Raw genomic sequence first — 23,340 nt, 5'->3', positions numbered from 1 at the left:
AAATTTCTTCTGCGTCTTCTGCGTTTGTTTTGCGTCTTTTGTGTTCATATCTATGCACGCCAACATTACTTGGCTTCCACTCGGACCCGAGCATTCGGCGTTTCGCCAAACATCTCCGGCGCGTACATCGCCTCTGCCCTCGTCGGTGGCAAAGCGAAATCACCCACGTTGTTCAGCCGAATCGTGTATTCAAACTTGAAGCTGCCCTTGGGCACGTACTCGTAGTAAGCGCGGAAGGCTTCGAAGCTGCGCTCTTCGAAAGCGGGCCATGCGTTACCTGCTGCACGCTCGCCGCTGGTGGCAATGGCTGAATCGCGCCCCAAGCCGCCACCCAGAATCGTTGCGCCGCCGGGGATGGGGTCAGTCACCGCCACCCAAGTCATATCAGCGCTTGCGATCACTTCTACGCTCACGCGCAGCACATCGCCGCGCGAGTATTTGCCAGCTGTGGCTTGTTCTACTGCGGTGATGGTTTTCTTCACCTGATAGCCTGCGTTGAACGGCGTAGTGAGCGGTACTGCAGCGAGCGATTGAATCGTGAGCCATGGCTTGCCTGTGCCTTGGTGGGTGACGCTCAAGGTATCTTTGGCTTCTTTGCCCCAAGCCAGCATCATGCTGTTGTTGCGCAAGTTGCCAGGAGAAGCGGGCGCACCGAACATCGTGGCTTGGTTGGGTGCGCCAGTTGTATCACTAGCGGTGATGCGCTCCACGCGAGCCCAGTCCACAGCCGCATTGCCTGCACCCATGACTGCGCGGGTGCTACCAGCAACTGGCGTGGCTTCAAACGCCGCAGAGAATTTCTCTAAGGCGATTCCGCCCCACAAATTCGCCGTCGTCGTGAGCCATGCGCCACGTTGCTGGCGGCTGATGAAGCCATTGGCTAGGCGCGGCATATCGTCTTTCCAGCTCGGCTCATTCATCACAGCGAGAATCAAGCGTGCTGTGTTCACATCACCGCTTTGCATCAGCCACCACCAGTAGTCATCCTTCTCTGTGCTGAAGATGAGCTTGGTGCCTTGGTAAGACAGGCGGGCACGCAAGATTTGCTGCGCTTCTGCCAAGCGCTCATCGCGCTTAGGCACATCACGCACGCGTTGCAAAATTTGTAGCCAATCAATCACGGTATGCGTAGGCCATTGATTCGGCGCAATCGTGATGCTGCCCACCATGCGGCCTTGAGCTCTACCGAAACGCGAGAGAGCTTCAAGCGCTGCGATTTTGCGCATATCCAAATCTTTGCGTGGGCTCCAAAAATCGCGCTGGATCTTGCCTTCCACAAAAGCGAGCAAGCCCGCTTCCATCTTGGCGCGGGATTCATCAGGAATGGTGAAGGCTGCGTTCAAACCAGCGGCCTCATGCGTCGCTGAAAGCAAATAAGCAGTGAGCACGTCGCTGCCGCGATTGGCGTCGCCTTGTCGCGGTGGGAAATAATTAGCGAGACCATCACTATCGAGATACGTAGGAATTTGTGCTGCCACGGTTTGCCAAAGCTTGGCATCGCGCAGACCCACAGATTTACTGGTTTTTTGCTCCAAGCAGATGAAGGGGTACTGCGCAAAATAATCGCGTACGCCTGGCATACCTTCAGCGAGCTTCGGTTGCAGCGCAAGCTTCAAGCCACCTCGCCCTTCAATCGCACCTGCTGGCCACGCAGCATCTAGCGAGTAAGCGCCATCGAGCTGCACGAGAGTGGCTTGCTGCACCGTCACAGGCACAGCAGGCACGATGCGCTGGCGTGCTTTGAGTGCATCGCGCGCGCCAGCCACAGAGTCTTTGGCTTCAATCTCCCACAAAATCGCTTCAAAGCGGCTGAGCGCCAACTGCGGCGGTGCAACCACATTCCAAGCTACTTCACGCGATTCACCCGCTGGAATGTCGATGGACTGGCTCTTCAATTCCAGCAGCGCAGCGCGCGGGCTCACATCTACTTTCATTGCTGCTTTCGTCGTGTTGCGCAAAGTCAGCTGCGCGCGGAACTCATCACCTTCACGCACGAGAGGCGGCAAGCCGCTGATGATTTGCAAATCTTGCGTGGCCTTGATCGTGGTCTGCCCTGTGCCGAAACGGCCTGTGCCGTGATCAGCCACTGCAACGATTTTGAAACTCGTGATGGCATCATTGAGCGGCACATTCACTGTAGCTTGACCATTCGCATCGAGCTGCACTTTCGGATTCCACACCAGCAAGGTATCGAGCAGTTCGCGTGTTTGAGATTTCCCGCCACCGCCACCCGCAGGCACAGCCTTGCGCCCGTAATGCCTTCGGCCAATGATTTCCATTTGGGCTGTGGAGGTTTCTACACCCCATGCGCGAGGCTGGAGCATGGCTTCGAGCAGATCCCAGGTTTCGTTGCCTGAGAGTTCGAGCAAAGCTTGATCCACGGCTGCTAAGGCCACTTCTGCATTCGCAGCTGGTTTGCCATCGGGCAGCTTGGCGCTGATCGTCACTTTCGCTGTGCCGCGCACGGGGTAGCTCTCTTTATCAGCCACCACTTTCACATCGAGCGCATGCGCTTTGCTGCCCACGCGCAGCTCGGCCACCCCGAGGCGAAACGCTGGCTTGCTCAAATCCACCAAGGCTGTGGGCGCTGAGTATTCCTGCCCCTCTACCCAAAACGCATTCCACCACTCACGCGGCGCTTTATAGCCCCAGCTGAAAAAGCTGTACCAAGGCACTTCACGCAAGCGCCCGCGCAGCACGAGGGCTGAGACGTACACATTCGGTGTCCACGCCTCATCAATCTTCAGTTCAATGGTTGGGTCTTGTCCGTTGAGCTGCACGATGCGGTGTTGCAACACGCCTTCTCGCTCCAATGTGACGAGCGCCGTGGCGAAACGGAAGGGCATGCGCACTTGCAGCTTGGCTGTCTCGCCCGCTTGGTAATTTTTCTTCTCGGGCAGCAGATCAATACGATCATGATCCTCGCCGCCAAACCACAGCTCGCCTTGCTTGGTGACCCATACGCTGCTGGCAGCTTGGATGCTGTTGCCATCTTTATCGGTCGCAGTCACGATGAGATCAATTTCACCGGCTTGACCCAGCTTCGTATCGCAGAGCAAGAGCCCACGCGAGTCGCTTTTACCATCGCAGACTTTGCCGAGGTCTTTGATTTCGGTTTTGTTGTCGTAGCTGTAGAAGCCGCCCACCATGCGCTTGCGGCTGGTGGTGGTGATGCGTGCGATGGCCTGCACTTCGAGCTTCACACCAGACTGCGGCTTACCAGCGAGATCCAGCGCTAGGGCTTGGAATTTGATTTTCTGGCTCGCAGATGCCCAGCCTTCGGTGCGGATGCCGGCCACCACGGATGCTGGCCAGAGGGTTTGCGTTGAGCGGATAGTTTGGATTTCGCCATTTGGATCAGCGTACGTTGCTTCCAGTACGATGTCTTGTGGCTGCTTGGCTTGGGGGAGTTGTTCTAGCGTGAGTTTGCCGCCACCGTTTTTATCGAGCGTGATGGGCAGTTTGTCGGCAATGAGTTTGTTATCTCGTGGGCTCACAGCCTCTTCACCTTCTTCCCCTGATTCCTGTGCATCACGCTTGCGTGGAGCTTCGAAGCTGTAGGCCTCAAAATCTGGGTAGCTTAAATATTTACCGCGCACCATGGCTGAGACGCGCACAGGCAGATTGCTCGCCGGCCCGCCTGCGACGTAGTTGATCTGCACAGACGTGGGCAAGGTGGCCGCATTCACCAAAGGTTTTTTATCTGTCGGCACGATGCTGCCTTCCAGCACAGGCAAGCGGAATTCCTCGACTCGGAATTGCGTGGTGTTGTAGCTTCTTGCATCGCGCTGCTGCGCCTTACGCGAGAGGCTGATTTCATACACGCCGAGCTTGGCTGCCGGTGGAATAGCAAAACTGCTTTCACTGGTGAGCCCACCAGTCGCCGTCTTGCGCCACAACAGAGGTTGCTTGAACACTGTGCCTGAGCCAACATGCGTGATACTCATTTGATCGGGCGTATCTTGCTCAGATTTGATGCCGAAACCAGAGCCAATCAGGGTGCGCAGCAGATGCTTCATGCCCACCGTCTCGCCTGCACGGAATAAGCTGCGATCCAAAATCGTATGCGCGGCATCATCTGGCTGGCTTTGCGATGAGGTACGCATGTTGAAACGCCATGGCTCAATGCCTTTTTGCCAATCGCTCCAAGTAAAAGCCATATCAGCCACGCCATCTGCACCCGTGTGGCGCGCACTCACGAAATAGGCGCGATCACCTGAATCATATTTGCCCACTTTCGGGCAGGGGGGTGCAGTTGGGTCAATGCCAGTGAGTGTGGCCACACCTTGCTCATTGGTTTTTCCGCTGGCGATCAGCTTGCCTGCGCAGTTAGACACTCGAACTTCAGCACCTGCCACCACTTTGGCTTTATCCAGCGTCGTCACCCAAGCCAAAGAGTTTTCTCGGCCGAGTTTGAAATGCACACCGAGATTGGTCACCAAGGCCGAGGTGCGCACATACATCTTGCGATCTTTGCCGAGCTTCTCATCCAGCAGCGCTTCACCCAAACGTTGCGAAGCAATCTCCACCACATGAAAGCCCGGAGAGAGCGGCACGCCGACCACTTCAAACGGCCTGCCCTTGCCAGCGTCTGCGCCTTCAGGTTTAGGCAACTCCAATGCGCGTGTCGTCACGCCTTTACCCAGCAAAGGCGTTTCGCGCGATTCACGGTTGGTGTTGTTCGCGTGTTGCACTTTGCGGTACCACTCGATGATGGAAGCATCGTCTTTGAGTAGCAAATCACTGATCTCGCCTGCTTGTCTGCGTGGATTGCTGCCCACACTCACGGCTTTCACCGGCAACGACTGCTCAACGTTGCGCAAGGTCACGGGCAGCAAAGCCAGTGTCGCCGTCTTCTCCGAGCCGGGCTCAGCAAAACGCTCAATCACACCAAAACTGCTCGCCGCAAACTTGGCCAGCGGTGGCGGGCCGGCGGTGCGTGTTTTGAGCGGAAAGCTATCGGCATTGTTCAGCGTGCGACCAGAGGCATCCGTAAAACCACTGGGCAGCTCAATGTGTAGCTCGGTCTCCTCAGGAAGTGGCGGTTTGAATTGAAGGTTTTGAATCGCATCATCGGCAGCGCCATCTTCTAGGCTTGGCTTGATGCTCTTGGAGCCACCTTTGAGCACAATGCGCTGCGCCATCTTGCGCGTGATCGGGCTAGAGAAGCGCAAACTCATCGGCATGATGGGTAAGCAAGCGCTCTGTGCATTCTCACGCTCGCAACTGAAACTTGCCGTGAACGGTTGACGCACTTGGAAATCAAAGCGCTTTTCCACCGTATTCGGCACGACGGTGCCACGCACATTCGGCGTAGAGATGCCTTTGCCATAGACGAGCGAGACACGAGCATCTGCGCTCAAGCGGCGATTGCACTGCAGCGCGAGAATGCGCTGGGGATCGCGCTCCGCCGCTTTGGTCAATCCCAAGCTTTTAAGCACCTCCGTGCGCGCACCGCCCTCCACCATTTTGAAAGGCACACGCTCACCCAAGCCCTGCACATTGCACCAAAGATTGCCATTCAAGGTGGCGGGATCCACCGCGCCACTGAGTTGCAGCACAAAAATCTGCTCTTCATCGATGCGTTGACCTTCATAAGGCCAGATGCGCTTCACGAAAGGCCCGCCACTATTAAAAGCATAGCTGCTTGCGCTTGAAATACGCCGCCCAGCAGGCGATTGGAAGCTTGAATTCACGGCCACGGTGCAACGTACACCGGCAGACAGATCCTGCTCCAGCTCATACACCCACTCACGCTCGCTCGTCCAGCGGCCATTGCCTTTGCTGGCTTGCGAATCGCTGCAAGACAGTGTGGCGGGTGCAGCAGCACGTGGATCACCAAAATTCACGGCCGCTTCGTCAAACTTGATGACGACTTGCCGAATCTGCGCCACCTCGCCTTGCGGCGACAGACTGGTGATTTGCAGAGCCTGAGCTGCTGTGCAGCTCAACATAGCGCAAGCGATCAGCCGGCGCACGTATCCAGAGTGTTGTTTGTTTTGCATGTATGCCCTCGTGATGAGAGATTACATGAATGGAGCAGACTTGGGCACAAAGATACGCTTGGTCACCATCTGAGGCTGAGCTCAAGCCTGGTGCTGAGGCTAATCGTCTAGCGAGCCTGTCTCCACATCACTTTCTGGCACTTCGCCAATCAGCCTGCGCGTTTCCTGCGCTTGGCTTTTGAGCCAGTTGCAAAAGGCAGTGACTTCTGGGCGGGCTGTACTGATGCTTCTTTGGCGGGGGGAGAGGACGAGCCAGAAGGCCATGGGGGAATCCATGCGCAGTTTGGGCAAGATTTCGACCAGATCGCCGCGTGCGAGTTGTTCGGCCACGAGGGGCGTGCGGGCGAGTACAACGCCTTGGCCACTGAGCGCGGCTTGCGCCATTTGGTAAGCGTAGTTGAAATAGAGCCAGCGCTTGGGGGCGATTTTCACAAGCCGCTTATCGCTTGGGTTTTGCTCGACTTGCCTGTCAAACCAGCGACGCCAGCTGAGCCATTCCAGATGCGTGCTGTGGGCATCGCCGGCTTCGATCAAGGTGAAATTGGCAAAGTCTGCGGGGCTTTTGATTTTGACTTCGCTTTTCAAGAGCCAGGGGCTGGCGGCGGGCGTGAGCTGCTCGCCGAAGAGGCGGATGGCGTGCGCGGGCATGCTGCGTGCAGGCCCGTAGCGCAGTGCCACATCCACATCAGCCGTCTCCATATCCACCGATACGTCTGACGCATCAATGCGGAAATCGATATCGGGCGCATCTTTTTGAAAAGCTTCCAGGCGTGGAATCAGCCACATTGATGCGAAAGATGCAAAAGTAGTGAGGGCCACATGCTTTCTGCCCACACTGGTGCGAATTTGGCGCACACTGCTGTCGATTCGCTCTAGGCTGGGAGCCACTGCGCCGAGCAAACCCATGCCTGCGGCGGTGAGCTCGACGCTGCGGGTGTGACGATTGAAAAGGTTAGTACCCACTTCTTCTTCTAAGGATTGGATTTGGCGGGAGACAGCGCTTTGCGTGAGCGCCATTTCTTCGGCGGCAGCGCGAAAATTCAAATGCCGAGCCACGGCTTCAAAAGCACGCAGATTGCCGGCGCCGATGGGGCGAGTGCGTAAATGGGTTTGGGAGTGCAACATGGTGTTTCTCATTCATGCGTTAATCACAATAATAGTGTGGCGCGAATTCATTGGACTGTCAAGAGATGGAAGTGCATCATTCATGTCCATTGAAGGAGAAAATCATGGCTGAAATCGCATCAATCTCTGTTTCTCAATATGCTGCCGCTTGCATGAGCACTCGTGCGAATCCATCTTTTGCTCGCGCAGGTGCATTCGTACTCGCGCCCGCACAGGCCTTGGCGCTGCGCCCGAAGACGGAGAGCAGCATCCGCATCACCTGCGGCAGCGCTTGGGTGACGATCAATGATGGCTGCGATTACTTCTTGGCGGCGGGTGAGCAACTCACTGCGCCTGCGGGTAGCCGCGTGGTGATGGAAAGCATGCGGCGCGATGGCCAAGTCAAGTTTGATTGGCAGCCTGTGATGCCTGCCCAGCGAGAGCGGAGCCAGCTTCGAGGCGGCGTTGATGAGATGGCTGCTGAAGTTGGTTTAAGCCAAGCTGCTCAGGCTTTGCGAGATTTGCGTGGCGCGGCAGATTTAGCCGCTCGCGGCTTGGTGGGTTTGGCGACAGCTTTGGTCGCTGGCTTGGCGCGCGGTTTAGGAATAGGCTTCGCAGCTCTCGCCCGCACCGCACATTCCAATGCCAACCGCGCCCAAGGTCGCATGGCATCTTGAGAATCCATCGCCTCTTCGGGGGCGGTGTAGTAGCCCATGGAGGCGAGCCGGTCTTTCATCTGATAGGTGAATCGTTCGCAGCCGGCGGCTTCAAAGCGGGCGCGGACAACATCGTCGCCCTTAAGCCAGAGCTTCTCTCCGCTACCCACATTCGCAATGATGGCCAGCGTCATGCCCTCGATAGAAATACTCCAACCGCCAAACATGCGTTTGGGCAAACATGCGCCTTGGGTGGAAAGCAGGTCGCAGCAATAGTCTGCAAATTGCCGAGGAATAGCCGAGGGTGTTTTTGCGGGCATGGCCGCAATCATAAGTATCCCCACGATAATTGCAACATGAGCGTCATCACTCCTCCCACGCGCCAAGCGGCACTGGTTTTATTTTCTGGCGGGCAAGACTCCACCACTTGTCTGGTGTGGGCTTTGCAACGCTTTGAACGCGTTGAGACCTTGGGCTTTGACTATGGGCAGCGCCATCGTGTGGAGCTGGACGCGCGGCTGGTGGTGTTGCGCGAGATCAAAGCAGAGTACCCGCAATGGGCAGCGAAGCTTGGCGACGATCATTTGCTGGATGTGAACGTACTCGGCCAAGTGAGCGAGACATCGCTCACGCGCGACATGGCCTTCAAGATGGAAGCCACTGGCCTGCCTAACACGTTTGTGCCTGGCCGCAATCTGCTCTTCCTCACACTCGCGGGCGCACTCGCCTACCGCAGAGGCACAGACGTGCTCGTGACAGGTGTGTGCGAAACCGATTTCTCGGGCTATCCTGATTGTCGCGACGATACGATGAAAGCGATGCAGCTCGCTTTATCGCTCGGCATGGATAAACGCCTCTTGATCGAAACGCCGCTGATGTGGATTGATAAGGCGCAGACTTGGCAACTCGCTCACACGCTCGGCGGCGACAAGCTCATTACGCTCATCCAAGAACACACCCATACTTGCTACCTCGGCGAACGAACCCATCGTCATGAATGGGGCTACGGCTGTGGTCAATGCCCGGCGTGTGAGCTGCGCGCGAAAGGTTGGCAGCAGTGGCGTGCTTCTCATTAATACTATAAATATAATAGCACTCTGCGCAGATTCTATGCCGGCGATATGCCGATTTTGCTTTAAAAACACATCATGAACACACCTACTTCCTCCATCGCCGATTGGCGCAAAAACTACGAGCGAGGCGAGCTGCTGGAATCGCATGCGAACACTGACCCGCTCAAGCAATTCGATGTCTGGCTGCAAGATGCTGTGAAAGCGCAATGCCCAGAGCCGAACGCGATGACGCTCGCCACCGTTGGCTCTGATCTACGCCCCTCGACCCGCATCGTGTTGATCAAAGGCTATGACGAACGAGGCATTAGCTGGTTCACGAGCTATGGCTCACGTAAGGGCACAGAGCTTGCTGGCAATCCATTCGCAGCGCTGCAGTTTCACTGGGTGGAGCTGGAGCGCACCGTACGCATCGAAGGGCGTGTAGAAAAGATGAGTGCGGAAGAGTCTGATGCTTATTTCAACAGTCGTCCACTGGCCAGCCGCATCAGCGCGATCACCAGTCCGCAAAGCCAAGTCGTGGCCAGCCGCCAATGGCTCGATGATCGCGCATCAGTCGTGGCGAAAGAGCACGGCGAGAACCCAATGCGCCCCGCAGATTGGGGTGGCTACCGCCTCATCCCAGATCGCTGGCAATTCTGGCAAGGCCGTCGAAATCGCCTGCACGATCGTTTGGCTTATGCGGTGGATGCCCGTGGGCAATGGAATATGGAGCGACTGGCACCATGAAAATCAAACTCACCGCCTTGGCCGCCACCTGCTGCGCTGCAGCTGTACAAGCGCAAATGGCCGTCGCGCCCTTGGCTTGCCAAACGATTGCCGAGAGTACGGCTCGCTTGGCCTGCTATGACAATTGGGCTCAACAGCAAAGCGCGATACCAACAGCCGTTGTGACGCCAACACCTGCACAAACCCCGAATCCAGTGATCGCGCCGGTGATTGAACTGACCAACACCGGGCGTGCCGCCATTCAGCCCAGCGAGATCATGCGGTTTTGGGATTTAGAAAAAGCCAGTGCACGAGACACTTTTCAATTGCGCGGCTACCGCCCAGTGAGCTTGTCGGTCGTTGGTGCCAGCCAGGTGAACACTTTGCCTAGCTCACCCACAAACGGCTCGCCGGCCAGCGCTGTGGCCTACAGCCCCAGTGAGATGAAGATCAACTTGAGTGTTCGCACAAAATTAGCCAGCGGCCTATTGCACCGCGCGGATCAGCCGCTCTCGGATTCCATTTGGTTTGGCTATTCGCAGCAAAGTTATTGGCAGCTTTTCAACGGGACGATTTCCCGTCCCTTCCGCTCAACCGATCATGAGCCTGAGCTGATCTATGTCTTTGGCCACAACCGCCCTCTTCCAGGGGGCTTCACTTATCGCATGAGCGGCGCGGGCATCGTGCATCAGTCCAACGGGCAGAGCTTGCCGCTCTCGCGCAGTTGGAATCGCGTGTATGTGATGGCCGCTGCCGACAAGATCACGAGCCAAGGCAATCACTTCACCCTGCAAGTCAAGGGCTGGCAACGCTTGCCGGAGAGTGCCGGTAAAGACGATAACCCCGATATCAGCAACTTTGTTGGCCGAGCAGAATTTGCGGGCAGATGGAGCTTTGACAGCGGCTCTGGCGCTGATCTGCGCACACACACTTTGGGCATGACGGTGCGCCACAGCATGCGTAAAGAAGGCCGTGGCTCGGTGCGCTTGGAGTATCTGCGCAGCCTGGGCGCAGCCAACAGCGGCCTGCGTTTTCATACACAACTCTTCTCAGGCTATGGCGACAGCTTGATCGATTACAACCGCAACCGCACCGTGCTCAGCGTGGGCTTGAGTTTGGTGGATTGGTGAGCATGGGACCGAAAACCTCGGAGCGTTTGGCCTTTGTATTGTTGCTGCTCACCCCTGCACTTTGGTCAGTGAACTATCTCGTTGCTCGCCTTGCGCCCGGTGAGATTGCGCCGCACATGCTCGCGCTTGGGCGCTGGGCGCTCGCTGCATGTGTGCTGGGTGTGTTTGCCTTTGCCGAACTCAAAGCTAAGCGCCATTTGATTTTGAAAAACGCTTGGCATTACCTGGTGCTGGGCGCGCTTGGCATGTGGGTCTGCGGCGCATGGGTCTATATCGGTGCGCGCTCCACCAGCGCTACCAATATCGCACTGATCTATTCACTCTCGCCCGCTTTCATCGTACTCTGTGCCTCGGTATGGTTGCATGAAAAGCTGCGTGGCATCCAATGGCTGGGGATTGCGTTAGCCATGGCTGGCTTGGTGCATGTGGTGATCAAAGGGCAATGGGGAAATTTGCTCGCTGTGCGCTTTGTAGCAGGCGATTTGTGGATTTTGGCTTGCGCATTCAGCTGGGCTGGGTACGCGTTACTCATGAAGAGATGGCCGACAGATTTTTCCCCCATGGCGCGACTCGTGCTGACAGCCATTGGCGGCTGTATCGTGTTGCTGCCCTTCACAGTGATCGAGGCCATGAGCGACTTACCTCTGACGCAAACTCTCTGGGGCTGGAAATCGTTTGCTTTGATTGTTGCATCAGGTCTTTTGCCTGGTGCATTAGCTTACTGGGCTTATGGTGCAGCACAAAAATCTCTCGGCGCGGCGCGCACGGCCATGGCGCTTTACATGGGGCCGCTGTATGGCGCGCTGCTGGGTTGGGCGGTGCTGGGCGAGGCAGTGAGTGCGTATCATGCGATAGGCGCGGCGCTGATCTTGCCGGGGCTGTATTTGGCATCACTCAGTCCGAAATCAGCCTAGGAACTTTAGCTCGTAAGCGATGGTCTGAATTGTTCTGATTCAAAGAAAGCCGATCATGACCACGACGATTGCCCGCCGCTCTGCTCTGAAGCTCTCTGCACTGGCCGCCAGCTCGGTTGTATTGCCGACCTTGTTGCTACAAGCGGCCATAGCCCAAACATCTCGTAAGCTCACGCCCTCGCAATCCGAAGGGCCGTTTTATCCGGATCAGCAGATGCAAGATGCGGATGCCGATTTACTGAAAAACGGTAGGGTGGCTTACACGGCTGGGCAAAGCGCTTGGGTCAGCGGTGTGGTCAGTGATATGGATGGCAAGCCCGTCTCAGGCGCGCTGGTAGAGATTTGGCAATGCGATCATGAGGGTGTGTATCGCCACAGCCGCTCTTCTGGCAATGCGCCGATGGCGTTTCAGGGCTTTGGAAAAGTGCAGGTCGGCGCGGATGGGCGCTACCGTTTTCGCACCATCAAGCCAGTGCCTTACACCGGCAGACCCCCACATATTCACATGAAAATCAAGCTCGGCTCACGCGAGTTGCTGACCACGCAAATGTATGTGGCTGGTGACGCATCGAATGCGAGAGACTTCCTCACCCGCTCATTGGGTGCTGATCGCAGCTTGCTCGAGGCAGCGTTTACGCGCGGCTCCGATGGCTGGCAGGCAGAATTTGGTATTGTGGTGAAGACCTAACCAAACTCGCGGCCCAATTCAGCTGCGCGTGCGCCAGCGGCGCGCAAGGCCTGCTCGAAACGCTGGCCAACCAAGCTGTCTTGCATCGAGGTGATGGCAGCATAAGTTGTACCGCCTTTGGAGGTGACGCGCTGGCGCAGCACCTCGGGGCTCTCGGGCGATTGTCGCGCCAATTCCGCAGCGCCAGCGAAAGTGCTTTGCGCCAAAGCGCGGGATTGGCCTTCGGTGAGCCCCATGCTTTGCCCTGCACGCATCATGGCCTCGATGAAGAAAAAGACATACGCTGGACCGGAGCCTGAGAGCGCTGTGACTGCATCCAGATGGCTTTCATCCGTGACCCACAGATACTCTCCTGTGGTGGCAATCAAGGCCTCAATGCTTAACTTATCCGACGCGCTCACCGCCGCGCGCGCGAAGAGGCCTGCGATACCTTTACCAATCAATGCAGGCGTGTTGGGCATGGCGCGCACGATGCGCTGTGTGGACAGCTGCTGCGCCATGCTGGTGGATGTGATGCCTGCCATCACACTGAGGTGCAAAGCTTGTTGGGTGTGGTCTGCCACTTGCGCGGCAGCTTCACGAAATGTTTGTGGCTTCACCGCCCACACGATCTGTTGCGCTTGAGCCAGCGCGTTACTGGACTTTTCTAGGGCATGGATGCCAAAATCAGACAGAAGCTTCTCGCGTCGCGGCGCGTAAGGCTCTAGCACGATGAATTGCTCAGCCGCCATGCCTTGGCGGCGCAGGCCACCGATGATGGCGCTGGCCATATTGCCGCCACCAATAAAGCCGATTTTTTCAGAGAGAGAGGTCATATTCATGCTGATAAGTGTACCGACATAGCTCTAGATGAATTCTGGTTTGCCATAAAGCCAATCCAACGCATTTGCGCTACGCTAGATACATGAGCATCATCATCTCTCTTGACCAAGGTACCACCAGCTCGCGCAGCATCGCGTTTGATCAGGCGGGCACACCCGTCGCAAGCGCCCAGCAAGAGTTCCAACAGATCTTTCCGCAACCGGGCTGGGTGGAGCACGATGCCCAAGAGATCTGGGCATCACAGCTGGCTACGCTGCAAAATTTAAAGCAAAAACTCCATGTCGCCGGCGTAAAATCTGCGCAAACAGCTATCAATTCGATAGCAATTACCAATCAACGTGAAACCACCGTGCTGTGGGAACGCGCCACCGGCAAGCCGCTGGCCAACGCCATCGTCTGGCAAGACCGCCGCACTGCACCCGCCTGCGATGCCCTGCGCAAAGCAGGCAAGGCCGCGCTGATTCAACGCAAGACGGGGCTGGTGCTCGATGCGTATTTTTCAGGCACGAAGCTCGCATGGCTGTTGGACAACATCCCCGGTGCACGCCAGCGCGCAGAGAAGGGCGATTTGTGCTTTGGCACGATCGACAGTTGGCTGATTTACAAACTCACGGGTGGCCACAGCGCGGCATCAGCACACAAAGCCTTGCATGTCACGGATGCGAGCAATGCTTCACGCACCTTGCTGCTCAATATTCACACAGGGCAATGGGATGACGAGCTGCTCAAACTCTTTAACATCCCGCGCGCTGTGTTGCCTAAAGTCATGCCATCGAGCGGTATCGTCGGCATGACGGATGCTTCACTGCTCGGACAAGAAATCCCGATCGCTGGCATCGCAGGCGATCAGCAAGCGGCCACTTTCGGCCAAGCCTGCTTTGCACCGGGCATGGCGAAAAACACCTACGGCACAGGCTGCTTCATGCTGATGAACACGGGCACATCGGCTGTGTCGAGCAAAAATAAGCTGCTCACGACGGTCGCATGGCAAGGGCCTGCCAAGGCAGCGGCGGCCTATGCGCTTGAAGGCTCGGTCTTTATGGGCGGCGCAACGGTTCAGTGGCTGCGCGATGGTCTGGGGATGATCCAATCAGCTTCAGATGTGGAGGCTTTGGCGGGCAGTGTAGAAGATACGGGCGATATGTATCTCGTGCCCGCTTTCGCAGGCCTAGGCACACCGCATTGGGACAGCTACGCACGCGGCACCATGGTGGGCATGACGCGCGGCACAACGCGCGCGCATATCGCTCGCGCCGCGCTAGAAGCGATAGCACTACAAAGCGCCGATGTGTTTGATGCGATGCGTGCAGACAGTGGTATCGCGCTCAAAGAGTTGCGTGTTGATGGTGGCGCATGTGCCAATAATCTTCTGATGCAAATGCAAGCGGATTTTCTTGGCGTGCCTGTTGTGCGCCCCAAAGTGACAGAGACCACCGCATTGGGCGCTGCTTACTTGGCTGGTTTGGCTACCGGCTATTGGAAAAATGCGAGCGAGATCAGCGCGCAATGGCAAATGGATCGCCGCTTTGAACCTCGAATGTCTGCATCGCAGCGACATACAAAAATTACACGCTGGCGCGAAGCTCTAGAACGATCAAAAGGCTGGGCACAATAGAGCCATGACATCTCGGCAAGACTTATTCGCACAACTGACAAGCACCGCCAGTTTTGATATCGCCATCATTGGCGGCGGTGCGACTGGATTGGGCGTGGCTCTTGATGCCGCAGCGCGCGGCTTCAAAGTGGTGCTCTTTGAAAGTCATGATTTCGCCAAAGGCACATCTTCTCGTGCCACAAAGCTGGTCCATGGCGGCGTGCGATATCTCGCGCAGGGCAATATCAGCCTTGTGCGCGAAGCACTGCATGAGCGCACCACCTTGTTGGCCAACGCGCCGCACATCGCACAGCCCTTGCCTTTTGTGATGCCTAGCTACGCATGGTGGCAAGCACCGTTTTATGGCATCGGCCTCAAGATGTATGACTTGCTGGCTGGCAAAGCAGGCTTAGGACGCACAGAATTTTTAAACCGCAGTGAGACCTTGAAGCTCTTGCCCAATGCGCGAGAGAGCGGATTAACTGGTGGCGTGAAGTATTGGGATGGCCAGTTTGATGACGCACGTCTGGCTCTGGCTTTGGCCAAAACCGCTGCTGAGCGCAGTGCATTGCTCATCAACTATTGCGCAGCAACTGGCTTGATCCACGAAGGCGGCAAAGTAGCTGGTCTGCAGGTTCAAGACAAAGAAACTGGGCAGAGCTATTCCGTAAAAGCCACTTGCGTGATCAACGCAGCCGGTGTATGGGTCGATGAATTCCGCCAGATGGATGGCGATCAAACCAAGCGGCCTGTGAAAAACATGGTCGCGCCCAGCCAAGGCACGCATCTGGTGGTCGATCGCGAATTCATGCCTTCCGATCATGCGATCTTGATTCCCAAAACAGCCGATGGTCGCGTGCTGTTTATCGTGCCATGGCTTGGTAAATTGATTTTGGGCACAACAGATTCGCCACGCGATGATCTCGCCCGCGAGCCTACTGCTTTCAAAGACGATACAGGTTTCATCTTGGGCGAAGCCGCGAAATACCTCACCCGCGCGCCGCAGCGCAGCGATGTGAAATCTATTTGGGTGGGCTTGCGGCCTCTGGTCAAACCACCTGATGAAGATGGTGGCAACACGAAGAAGCTTTCGCGCGAGCACACCATTCTTGTGAGCAAATCAGGATTGCTCACCGTGACGGGTGGTAAATGGACGACTTACCGCGCTATGGCCGAAGATGTGCTCGACAACGCCTTCGAAGCCAAGCTGCTGCCACAACGCCCAGGCGCTGTGACGGTGAAGCTACCGCTTGCGGGATCGCTCACGACGCAAAAGCGCATCAGTGATGCGCCCGGCCTGCACATGTATGGCAATGAATCCGTCAAAGTACAGGCCATGCCCGGCGCAGCGAATGAGCTCTGCCCCGGCCTCACAGAAGCCATGGTGCGTTATGCCGCTCGCTTTGAATATGCCCGCACCGTAGAAGACATGCTGGCTCGCCGCTCGCGTTTGCTTTTCTTGGATGCCAAACTCGCCGCACAAATGGCGCAAAGCGTGGCAACGATCTTGCAAGAAGAAACTGGCGTTGATCCCCAGCGCGATGCATTCTTGGCGCTTGCCAAGCAATACGCAACGCTTCCAGAGTAAGACTGTGGATCACAAGTGGCTCGAAGATTTCATTGCGCTCTCGCGCGAGAAGAGCTTCAGCAAGGCCGCTGAGCTGCGCCACATCACGCAGCCGCAATTCTCCCGCCGCATCCGCGCGCTGGAGATGTGGGCAGGCAGCGATTTGGTCAACCGCGCCACCGTGCCCTTGTCGCTCACCACTGCTGGCGAAGAGCTGCTCGCGATCTCACGGCAAACCGTTTCCAGCCTCACCGATCTTCGCGCACGTCTGCGCAGCGGCAAAGACAACGCAGGCTGGGTCACGCTTGCCACAGGGCGCACACTGGCGCGTACAGCAGTGCCTACTTGGTTCACACAAACGCGCCGTGCTGTAGGCGACTATCGCTTGCGTCTCATCACGGGTTCGATTGCCGAGGGCGTGACAGCCTTGGAACAAGGCGCTGCCGATTTTTTGCTGAGCTATACGCATCCACGCTTACCCCTTGTGCTGGACGACGCGAATTTTGAAAGCAAGGCCTTTGGCCGAGACGAACTTGTCGCCGTCAGCAGCCCGCGCGCAGATGGCTCAGCGCTGCATGCCTTACCCGGCAATACCAATAAGCCGGTTCACCTGTTGAGCTACACACCCACGCTGGCACTTGCGCAAGTGCTGCAAGACGGTATTGCACGCCAGGTGCAGCAAAGCAAGCAAGAGCTGCATTTGCACACCATCTTTGAATCCGATTTTGCAGAGAGCCTGCATGAGCAAGCATTGCAAGGCGCAGGTATGGGCTGGCTTCCCCTGAGCTTGGTGCATGCCGATTTGCAATCTGGCAAATTGGTGCATGCCAGCAGTCCAGTCAGCTCAATTCCGATTGAATTTCGCCTTTTCCGGCCTCGAAAAAGCAGCAATACCCAAGCGCGCCGCGTTTGGGATCAAACAGCTTGACATCACATAGGCGTATGCGCACAACGCATACGCGCTGCAAGGCAACATCTTGATACTTGTCCACAAGGCGTCCACATCGGTATGCCAGGAGTATCGCCATGTTGCCAACCGCTTTGCATCGTCAAGACCGTCGCCAGTTGCTCAAGCTCTCAGGCCTGTTACCCGTTTCGTATTTGGTGTCTACTGTTTGGGCTCAAAACACATATGCAGGTTGGCCGCAGGGCAAAGCCATCACCTTGTTTGTGGGCTATCCGCCCGGTGGCAGCACCGATATGGTGGCGCGCACGATTGGCGAAGCGATGGGCAAACGATTAGGTGCAACAGTGGTGATTGAAAACGCAGCAGGCGCAGGCGGCACGATTGCTGCGCAGAAAGTGGTGAGCGCAGCACCCGATGGCTACACCCTGCTGCTTGGCTCAGGTAGCGAAATCTCGATTGCTCGGCTCTTCAATTCTGCGGTGCGCTACAACGGCGAAACAGATTTGTCGCACATCGGCTTGATTGGCAGCACGCCCATGGTCTTGCTCGCCAGCCCCAAACTGGGTATCAAATCACTCGATGATGTGATCAGCAAATCCAAAACCGAGCCCAAGCGCTACAGCTTTGCATCTTCGGGCGTGGGCACGCCACTGCATATCAGCGGCGAGCTGCTCAATATGATGGGTGGCAGCAACCTGCGCCATGTGCCCTATCGTGGCGCAGCACAGCAAATGCAAGATTTGATCGGCGGCAACATCGAATACAGCATGTCGGTGCTGTCGTCTGCTATGCCGCATATTGAATCTGGTAAAGCCACGGCCGTTGCTGTGACGACATCGCAGCGCGCGCGTGTAGCGCCACAAGTGCCCACCATGAGCGAACACCCTCGTCTCAAAGGCTATGACATGAATGTGTGGTTTGGGTTGTTTGGCCCAGCCAAGCTGCCTGCGCCCATGATTGCAAGGCTCAATCAAGCGCTGAACGACTGCCTGCGCGATCCCGATGTGTGGAAAAAACTCCAAGCGGGTGGCATCAGCAATGAGGGCGGCAGCCCGGCACAATTGAGTCAATTCATCCGTGCAGAGACCCACCGTGTGAAATCGGTGATTACGCGCGTGGTGGCCACAGGTTTTGCTTCTTGATTTCCTTTTTCTTAGAAAGATCCTTCATGAATTCACTCCCCTACTTACTCAAGCGCCGTGATGTGGTGCGCCTCGCTGGCGCAAGTGTCGCTGCTTCTGCTTTAGGCGTGGCCCAAGCACAGAACTATCCAGGCAGTAAGCCCATCACTATCGTGGTGGGCTACCCGCCAGGCGGCAGCACAGATTTGACAGCGCGCACAGTAGGTGCTGAGTTGGCTAAAAAGCTCGGTACCACGGTGGTGATTGACAACGTAGGAGGCGCAGGCGGCACGCTGGGCGCGCAAAAGGTTGCATCGGCTGCGCCCGATGGCTACACCCTGATCGTGGGTGCAAACAACGAGATGGCCATCAGCAAGCTCGTCTCATCCTCGGTGCGCTACGACAGCATCAGCAGCTTCACGCCTGTGGGCTTGATCGCCTCGCAGCCCATGGTGCTTGTGGCCTCCACCAAGATGAATGTGAAGACCGTAGATGAGTTCATCAAACTGGTCAAAGCCAATCCTGGTAAATACAGTTATGGCTCTTCAGGTGTGGGCACGGCTCTGAATCTCGCAGGTGAGATGGTGAAAGAAGCTTCTGGAACATTCTTGGTTCATATTCCCTATCGCGGTGTTGCACCGCTCACCAACGATTTGATCGGCGGCCAGCTTGATTTTGGTGTGTTTGTGCTCTCTAGTGGCTTGCCACATATCAAGAGCGGTAAGGTGATAGCACTCGGCATCACAGAAGGCCAGCGCTCTAAAGCAGCACCAGAAATTCCAACACTGTCTGAGCATCCGCTGCTCAAGAACGTGAAAATTTCCAGTTGGTTTGGCCTGTGGGGCCCTGCGGGCATGCCAGCGCCTGTGACTCAGCGTTTGCAGCAAGCTTTGAGCGAAGTCATGGCGACGGCCGATGTGCGCAGCAAGCTCGAAGCCGCTGGCGCGTCCTTCTTCACACCTGGCCAATCCCTCGCGGATTATCAGAAAAGCGAAATCGCCAACTACAAACGCATCGTGGAATTTGCCAAGATCAAGGAATCCTGATGCAAGCTCACTTCAAGCCTCATGCGGTAGAGGTAGAGCGCCCGGATATTTCTCGCTGGGAAGTGAGTAATGTTGGTGCGGCGCCCTATGTGCATGAATTCAAATCGCAAGAGATAGGCGCTGATGTGCTCATCACATCGCTGGTGCATGGTAACGAATACACGGGCGCTATTGTTTTGAGTGAACTGCTGGCTTTGCTCAGCAGTTGCAAGCTTGTGCTTCACCGTGGCAGTTTGACGGCTGTGTTTGCCAATGTGGATGGCTTTGCGCGCTTTGATCCGACGCAACCTGATGCATCACGCTTTGTGGATCAAGATCTCAATCGCGTTTGGAGCCCTGCTTTGCTTGCCGGCTCAGCACAGAGCAGCGAGCTCGCTCGTGCTCGTGCGATTCGCCCTTATGTGGAGCGCGCCACACATCTGCTGGATTTGCATTCCATGCATGAACCCTGCGAGCCTTTGCTCATCACTGGCTTGCTGCCACGCAATGTGGCTTTTGCGCAATCTCTGGGCGGTGTGGGGCAAGTGGTGATGGATGCGGGGCACAAGGATGGCGTGCGCATGCGTGATTTTGCTGGCTTTGGCAGCGAGGGAGGCAGCAAAATCGCCTTGCTGCTGGAGGCAGGGCAGCATTGGCAGCGGGCTTCTGTGGCCGCAGTGCAAAATGTGGTGATTCGATTTTTGTTGCGCGCTGAAATAGTCACGATGCAAGAAGTGATAGATGCAGGACTGCAAGCTTGGCTAGCTGCTGATCGCAAGCCACCTGCCCCCGTGCAAGTGACGCACGCCGTAGTGGCGCGCAGCATGCAGTTTGAATTCACGCAAGCCTTCACTGGTAATGAGATCATTGCAAAGGCGGGTACTGTGATCGCGCACGATGCTGACCAAGCCATCACCACGCCTTACGACAACTGCATGCTCGTCATGCCCTCGATTCGCCAATTGCGCCCTGGCGTCACCACTGTACGCTTGGGTCGGCGCGTGGCTATGTGATGTAACTTATAGAGAATCCCGCCGCTTTTTGCGAGGGCGGCCAGCGAGGGCTTTGTCATAGAGCCAGTTGGGCAACACGCGTAGCAGCTTGGCTACTACGCCCATTTGCCAAGGGATCACGCGGTAGCTCACGCCAGCTGTGATGGCTTTGAAAGCCTGATCCGCAAAGTCTTCAGGCTGCATCAAGAAGGGCATGCTGTAAGGATTTTGCGCCGTGAGCGGCGTGGCTACATAGCCTGGCGCAATGGTGACGACCTTCACACCAGCCTTGCCTGTCTCAGCGCGCATCTCGCCACGCAAGCTTTCGCAATAACTGATCACCGCAGCCTTGCTCGCACAATACGCCCCATGACCTGGTAAACCGCGAATGCCCGCCACGCTGGCTATGCCCACCAGCGTACCAGTTCTTCTTTGCACCATACTGGAAATGAAGGGATGAAAGGTGGCAGCTAAGCCGATGTTGTTTGTTGCAAAGGTTTGCGCGAGCACATCAATGTCTTCCCGAATGGCGCTATCCACACCAATGCTGATGCCCGCATTGGCAATCACCACATCAGGCACGCCTTGGCGCGCGATGCAATCTTGCCCGGCTTTCACGATGCTCTCTGTGAGTGCCACATCTGCGCTATAAATAGTATAGCTGTCTGCGCTGATTTTATGCCGTGAAACCCATGATTCGACCTCGGAAACACGGCGTGCTACCAAGGCCAGACGATAGCCTGCCTGATAAAAACGCCATGCCAGAGCTTGCCCAATGCCGCTAGAAGCACCGGTGATGAAAACGAGGGGAGCAGTCATGATGGCGGTCTCGCAAATGATCAAAATCAGCGTGAATCAGTGCTTGGCTTGGCTTCTAGTCGCACGCGTACCCGACCATCAAGTTGTACCGTGCCATCAATCTTGTTGTAGAGCATGGCATCGCCACTGAATTGATCTGAGCCGCGCAGCATCGTCACGGGTTTGTGGGATTTCACTTCTTCGGTGCGCAAAAAGGCATGCAAAAATTCACCACGGAACTCCATACGCGGTAGCTGGCGGCCTTGGGGCCCAAGTGCAGCTTCGCGAATCACCAGCGCATTGCCAACAAGCTGTACCTCAGAGCCGTCGCCATTACTGTAGGCGCGATCTCCTTGACCAAAGATGACTCTGGCACTGCGCAGCGAGCGAAAACGTGCAGCATCTACCTCCAAGATATCCGTGGCTGGAAAATGCCGCGCTTTCTCTCCCCACACCTCACTCATGAGTTGACCCTGAGGGTCAAAGCTTTTGACTGAAAACTTCGTGAGAAAGTAATCGGGCTCCTGACGTTGTATTTGTTGCGGTGCTGTGGCGACGGTGACTGGCGTATTGCGCGCCAACCACCAACTGCCTAAAGCCAACACCCCCATCAATGCCATGGGCAAATAGAGCGTGATGTTGCCCACGAGTTTGCGAAGCATGTTGGCAGAACTCATGCTTGTACAGCTGCTTCGAAAAATTTTGCATAGTGCCCTTGGGCACAAGCAATCAGATCGCACAGCTCACGCACTGCACCTGAACCACCTTGGTTACTCGAAGTGAAATGTGCGAGCGCGCGGTTCTCGTGGTGGCCATTGGCGGGTGTGCTGGCCAATTGCGCGCGGTGCAGCAGGGGTAAATCTGGCCAATCGTCGCCCATCACAGCGACCTGCCCCCAGTTCAAGCCCAACTCCGATAGCAATTTGTTTGCTGCCGGCAGTTTATCTTCCGTGCCAAACACAGCATGCTTGATCTTCAAAGCCGAAAGTCGGGTGCGCAAGGCTGCACTATCGCGCCCAGTGATCACTGCCAAAGCGATGCCCGCATGCTGCAGCATCTTGATACCCTGGCCATCAAGCACGGAAAAGCGTTTGAGCGATTCACCCTGCTCGCTGAAATACAGGCCACCATCGGTGAGCACGCCATCCACATCCAAGATCACCAAGCGCACAGGCTGTGCACGCAGCAACAGAGGTGCTGGAAACTGCAGAGAGGGTGACATGGCCACGATCAAATCACCTTGGCGCGCATCAGGTCGTTGGAGTTGAGTGCACCCACCAAGAGCCCATCTGCATCGGTGACAAGCACGCTAGTAACGCGATGCAGCTCCATCAGCTCCGCAGCTTCTACAGCCAGGGCGTCGGGGGAGACCGCGAGGCTACCTTTGTGCATCACTTCGCCCGCGGTCAGCTCGCGCAAATCTACGCCACGCTCGATCAAGCGACGCAAATCACCGTCTGTGAAAATACCCATCACATGGCCTGCGTTATCCACCACGGCTGATGCTCCCAAGCCCTTGTGGCTCATTTCGCGCATCAGATCGGTGAAGCCCGTGTGCGCTTGTACGCGTGGCACATCATTGCCTGTGCGCATCAGATCGCGCACATGCATCAGCAGCTTACGCCCAAGGCTTCCACCGGGATGCGAGCGAGCAAAATCCTCGGCTTTGAAACCACGCGCATCAAGCAAGGCCATGGCTAAAGCATCTCCCAGAGCAAGCTGCGCTGTGGTGCTGGCTGTGGGGGCGAGGTTGAGCGGACAAGCCTCTTTGGTAACGGAACTATCAAGCACCACATCAGCATGCTGCGCAAGTGTGGATTGCAGGCCACCCGTCATTGCGATCAAAGGTGCGCCCATGCGTTTGATGAAAGGCAAGATAGCAGAGAGCTCTTCGGATTCCCCTGAGTTGGAAATTGCCACGATCGAATCGATGGCTTTGACCATGCCTAAATCACCATGGCTGGCTTCTGCAGGATGCACGAACATAGCCGCAGTACCTGTGGAAGCCAAAGTGGCTGCAATCTTGCGCCCCACGTGGCCGCTCTTGCCCATGCCCATGACAACGACGCGGCCTCGCGTCGCGAGTATGGTTTCTACCGCTTGCGTGAAAGCGCGTGCAGCTGAGGCTTCAATGGCCAAGCGCGTGCGCAGCTCGGTCACGGCTGCAGCTTCGATGTCCAGGGTGTCCAGTGCCAAATTAATGGCTTGCTGAGATTGTGTGTGGGTCATGCGCATGCGC

The 23,340-nt window shown here is 56.5% G+C and carries 19 protein-coding genes and 1 pseudogene; 12 read left to right on the top strand and 8 right to left on the bottom strand.

What is annotated here, in order from left to right; all coding sequences use genetic code 11:
• Window positions 1–65: 65 nt before the first annotated feature.
• Window positions 66–6,005: an alpha-2-macroglobulin family protein gene (locus KIH26_RS13800; RefSeq protein ID WP_213446229.1), complete on the bottom strand. Its 5,940-nt coding sequence runs from the start codon at window positions 6,003–6,005 to the stop codon at window positions 66–68.
• A 99-nt stretch (window positions 6,006–6,104) separates the two neighbouring features.
• The gene (locus KIH26_RS13795; protein ID WP_213446227.1) at window positions 6,105–7,130 is read right to left on the bottom strand and encodes a LysR family transcriptional regulator; all 1,026 of its coding nucleotides are present in this window, start codon (window positions 7,128–7,130) and stop codon (window positions 6,105–6,107) included.
• Between the two features lie 104 nt (window positions 7,131–7,234).
• Here KIH26_RS13795 and KIH26_RS17030 point away from each other — a divergent pair, with 104 nt between their 5' ends.
• Window positions 7,235–7,786, top strand: coding sequence for a DUF2917 domain-containing protein (locus KIH26_RS17030; RefSeq protein ID WP_249661296.1), 552 nt, complete (start codon window positions 7,235–7,237; stop codon window positions 7,784–7,786).
• A 14-nt stretch (window positions 7,787–7,800) separates the two neighbouring features.
• On the opposite strand, the pseudogene KIH26_RS17025 reads toward KIH26_RS17030, so the two are convergent.
• Window positions 7,801–7,992 (bottom strand): annotated as a pseudogene (locus KIH26_RS17025) (TfoX/Sxy family protein); the annotation flags it as partial.
• A gap of 129 nt (window positions 7,993–8,121) precedes the next feature.
• On the opposite strand from KIH26_RS17025, the gene queC reads away from it, so the two are divergent.
• From queC to KIH26_RS13765, 5 genes are all read left to right on the top strand, one after another.
• Entirely contained in the window at window positions 8,122–8,841 is a 720-nt protein-coding gene (gene queC, locus KIH26_RS13785) for a 7-cyano-7-deazaguanine synthase QueC (protein WP_213446223.1), read from the top strand.
• 72 nt (window positions 8,842–8,913) lie between these two features.
• The gene (gene pdxH / locus KIH26_RS13780; protein WP_213446221.1) at window positions 8,914–9,564 is read left to right on the top strand and encodes a pyridoxamine 5'-phosphate oxidase; all 651 of its coding nucleotides are present in this window, start codon (window positions 8,914–8,916) and stop codon (window positions 9,562–9,564) included.
• Window positions 9,561–10,673, top strand: a complete 1,113-nt coding sequence (locus tag KIH26_RS13775; protein WP_249661295.1) for a phospholipase A — start codon at window positions 9,561–9,563, stop codon at window positions 10,671–10,673. The genes pdxH and KIH26_RS13775 overlap by 4 nt, the downstream gene beginning before the upstream one ends.
• Window positions 10,674–10,675: 2 nt before the next feature.
• The gene (locus tag KIH26_RS13770) at window positions 10,676–11,587 is read left to right on the top strand and encodes a DMT family transporter (protein ID WP_213446217.1); all 912 of its coding nucleotides are present in this window, start codon (window positions 10,676–10,678) and stop codon (window positions 11,585–11,587) included.
• 55 nt (window positions 11,588–11,642) lie between these two features.
• Window positions 11,643–12,275: a dioxygenase family protein gene (locus KIH26_RS13765; RefSeq protein WP_213446215.1), complete on the top strand. Its 633-nt coding sequence runs from the start codon at window positions 11,643–11,645 to the stop codon at window positions 12,273–12,275.
• Here the strand turns inward: KIH26_RS13765 and proC are convergent.
• Complete coding sequence (proC, locus tag KIH26_RS13760) at window positions 12,272–13,090, bottom strand: pyrroline-5-carboxylate reductase (RefSeq protein WP_213446486.1); 819 nt, start codon at window positions 13,088–13,090, stop codon at window positions 12,272–12,274. The genes KIH26_RS13765 and proC overlap by 4 nt on opposite strands.
• Window positions 13,091–13,179: 89 nt before the next feature.
• Here proC and glpK point away from each other — a divergent pair, with 89 nt between their 5' ends.
• From glpK to KIH26_RS13730, 6 genes are all read left to right on the top strand, one after another.
• Window positions 13,180–14,712: a glycerol kinase GlpK gene (glpK, locus tag KIH26_RS13755; RefSeq protein ID WP_213446213.1), complete on the top strand. Its 1,533-nt coding sequence runs from the start codon at window positions 13,180–13,182 to the stop codon at window positions 14,710–14,712.
• Window positions 14,713–14,716: 4 nt separating this feature from the next.
• Window positions 14,717–16,279, top strand: a complete 1,563-nt coding sequence (locus tag KIH26_RS13750) for a glycerol-3-phosphate dehydrogenase/oxidase (protein ID WP_213446212.1) — start codon at window positions 14,717–14,719, stop codon at window positions 16,277–16,279.
• Between the two features lie 4 nt (window positions 16,280–16,283).
• The gene (locus KIH26_RS13745; protein WP_213446210.1) at window positions 16,284–17,186 is read left to right on the top strand and encodes a LysR family transcriptional regulator; all 903 of its coding nucleotides are present in this window, start codon (window positions 16,284–16,286) and stop codon (window positions 17,184–17,186) included.
• A 98-nt stretch (window positions 17,187–17,284) separates the two neighbouring features.
• Window positions 17,285–18,307 carry a Bug family tripartite tricarboxylate transporter substrate binding protein gene (locus KIH26_RS13740; protein WP_213446208.1) on the top strand — a complete coding sequence of 341 codons (1,023 nt, stop codon included), beginning with the start codon at window positions 17,285–17,287 and terminating at the stop codon, window positions 18,305–18,307.
• Between the two features lie 26 nt (window positions 18,308–18,333).
• Entirely contained in the window at window positions 18,334–19,332 is a 999-nt protein-coding gene (locus tag KIH26_RS13735) for a Bug family tripartite tricarboxylate transporter substrate binding protein (RefSeq protein WP_213446207.1), read from the top strand.
• Entirely contained in the window at window positions 19,332–20,324 is a 993-nt protein-coding gene (locus tag KIH26_RS13730) for a M14 family metallopeptidase (RefSeq protein ID WP_213446205.1), read from the top strand. The genes KIH26_RS13735 and KIH26_RS13730 overlap by 1 nt, the downstream gene beginning before the upstream one ends.
• 6 nt (window positions 20,325–20,330) lie before the next feature.
• Here KIH26_RS13730 and KIH26_RS13725 read toward each other — a convergent pair whose 3' ends face one another.
• The 4 genes from KIH26_RS13725 to KIH26_RS13710 are packed head-to-tail and all read right to left on the bottom strand — an operon-like array spanning window position 20,331 to window position 23,336.
• Window positions 20,331–21,122, bottom strand: coding sequence for an SDR family oxidoreductase (locus tag KIH26_RS13725; RefSeq protein ID WP_213446203.1), 792 nt, complete (start codon window positions 21,120–21,122; stop codon window positions 20,331–20,333).
• Between the two features lie 26 nt (window positions 21,123–21,148).
• Window positions 21,149–21,778 (bottom strand): LPS export ABC transporter periplasmic protein LptC, encoded by a 630-nt coding sequence (gene lptC / locus KIH26_RS13720; RefSeq protein WP_213446201.1) that lies wholly within the window; start codon window positions 21,776–21,778, stop codon window positions 21,149–21,151.
• A complete protein-coding gene (locus KIH26_RS13715) occupies window positions 21,775–22,323 on the bottom strand; it encodes a KdsC family phosphatase (RefSeq protein ID WP_213446199.1) in 549 nt (182 codons plus the stop codon). The genes lptC and KIH26_RS13715 overlap by 4 nt, the downstream gene beginning before the upstream one ends.
• Window positions 22,324–22,331: 8 nt before the next feature.
• A complete protein-coding gene (locus KIH26_RS13710) occupies window positions 22,332–23,336 on the bottom strand; it encodes a KpsF/GutQ family sugar-phosphate isomerase (protein ID WP_213446197.1) in 1,005 nt (334 codons plus the stop codon).
• Between the last annotated feature and the right edge of the window lie 4 nt (window positions 23,337–23,340).

This window comes from Variovorax sp. PCZ-1 (assembly GCF_018413605.1).
Lineage (GTDB): Bacteria > Pseudomonadota > Gammaproteobacteria > Burkholderiales > Burkholderiaceae_C > JANMDU01.
This window is presented reverse-complemented; position numbering and strand designations above follow the sequence as displayed.

Bases quoted from the DNA above. Each gene is read 5' to 3' on its own strand.
- KIH26_RS13730 (WP_213446205.1), top strand. From the start codon at position 19,332: ATGCAAGCTCACTTCAAGCCTCATGCGGTAGAGGTAGAGCGCCCGGAT.
- pdxH (WP_213446221.1), top strand. From the start codon at position 8,914: ATGAACACACCTACTTCCTCCATCGCCGATTGGCGCAAAAACTACGAG.
- queC (WP_213446223.1), top strand. From the start codon at position 8,122: ATGAGCGTCATCACTCCTCCCACGCGCCAAGCGGCACTGGTTTTATTT.
- KIH26_RS13750 (WP_213446212.1), top strand. From the start codon at position 14,717: ATGACATCTCGGCAAGACTTATTCGCACAACTGACAAGCACCGCCAGT.
- KIH26_RS13710 (WP_213446197.1), bottom strand. From the start codon at position 23,336: ATGCGCATGACCCACACACAATCTCAGCAAGCCATTAATTTGGCACTG.
- KIH26_RS13800 (WP_213446229.1), bottom strand. From the start codon at position 6,005: ATGCAAAACAAACAACACTCTGGATACGTGCGCCGGCTGATCGCTTGC.
- KIH26_RS13740 (WP_213446208.1), top strand. From the start codon at position 17,285: ATGTTGCCAACCGCTTTGCATCGTCAAGACCGTCGCCAGTTGCTCAAG.
- glpK (WP_213446213.1), top strand. From the start codon at position 13,180: ATGAGCATCATCATCTCTCTTGACCAAGGTACCACCAGCTCGCGCAGC.
- proC (WP_213446486.1), bottom strand. From the start codon at position 13,090: ATGACCTCTCTCTCTGAAAAAATCGGCTTTATTGGTGGCGGCAATATG.
- KIH26_RS13795 (WP_213446227.1), bottom strand. From the start codon at position 7,130: ATGTTGCACTCCCAAACCCATTTACGCACTCGCCCCATCGGCGCCGGC.
- lptC (WP_213446201.1), bottom strand. From the start codon at position 21,778: ATGAGTTCTGCCAACATGCTTCGCAAACTCGTGGGCAACATCACGCTC.
- KIH26_RS17030 (WP_249661296.1), top strand. From the start codon at position 7,235: ATGGCTGAAATCGCATCAATCTCTGTTTCTCAATATGCTGCCGCTTGC.
- KIH26_RS13735 (WP_213446207.1), top strand. From the start codon at position 18,334: ATGAATTCACTCCCCTACTTACTCAAGCGCCGTGATGTGGTGCGCCTC.
- KIH26_RS13715 (WP_213446199.1), bottom strand. From the start codon at position 22,323: ATGTCACCCTCTCTGCAGTTTCCAGCACCTCTGTTGCTGCGTGCACAG.
- KIH26_RS13725 (WP_213446203.1), bottom strand. From the start codon at position 21,122: ATGACTGCTCCCCTCGTTTTCATCACCGGTGCTTCTAGCGGCATTGGG.
- KIH26_RS13765 (WP_213446215.1), top strand. From the start codon at position 11,643: ATGACCACGACGATTGCCCGCCGCTCTGCTCTGAAGCTCTCTGCACTG.
- KIH26_RS13770 (WP_213446217.1), top strand. From the start codon at position 10,676: ATGGGACCGAAAACCTCGGAGCGTTTGGCCTTTGTATTGTTGCTGCTC.
- KIH26_RS13775 (WP_249661295.1), top strand. From the start codon at position 9,561: ATGAAAATCAAACTCACCGCCTTGGCCGCCACCTGCTGCGCTGCAGCT.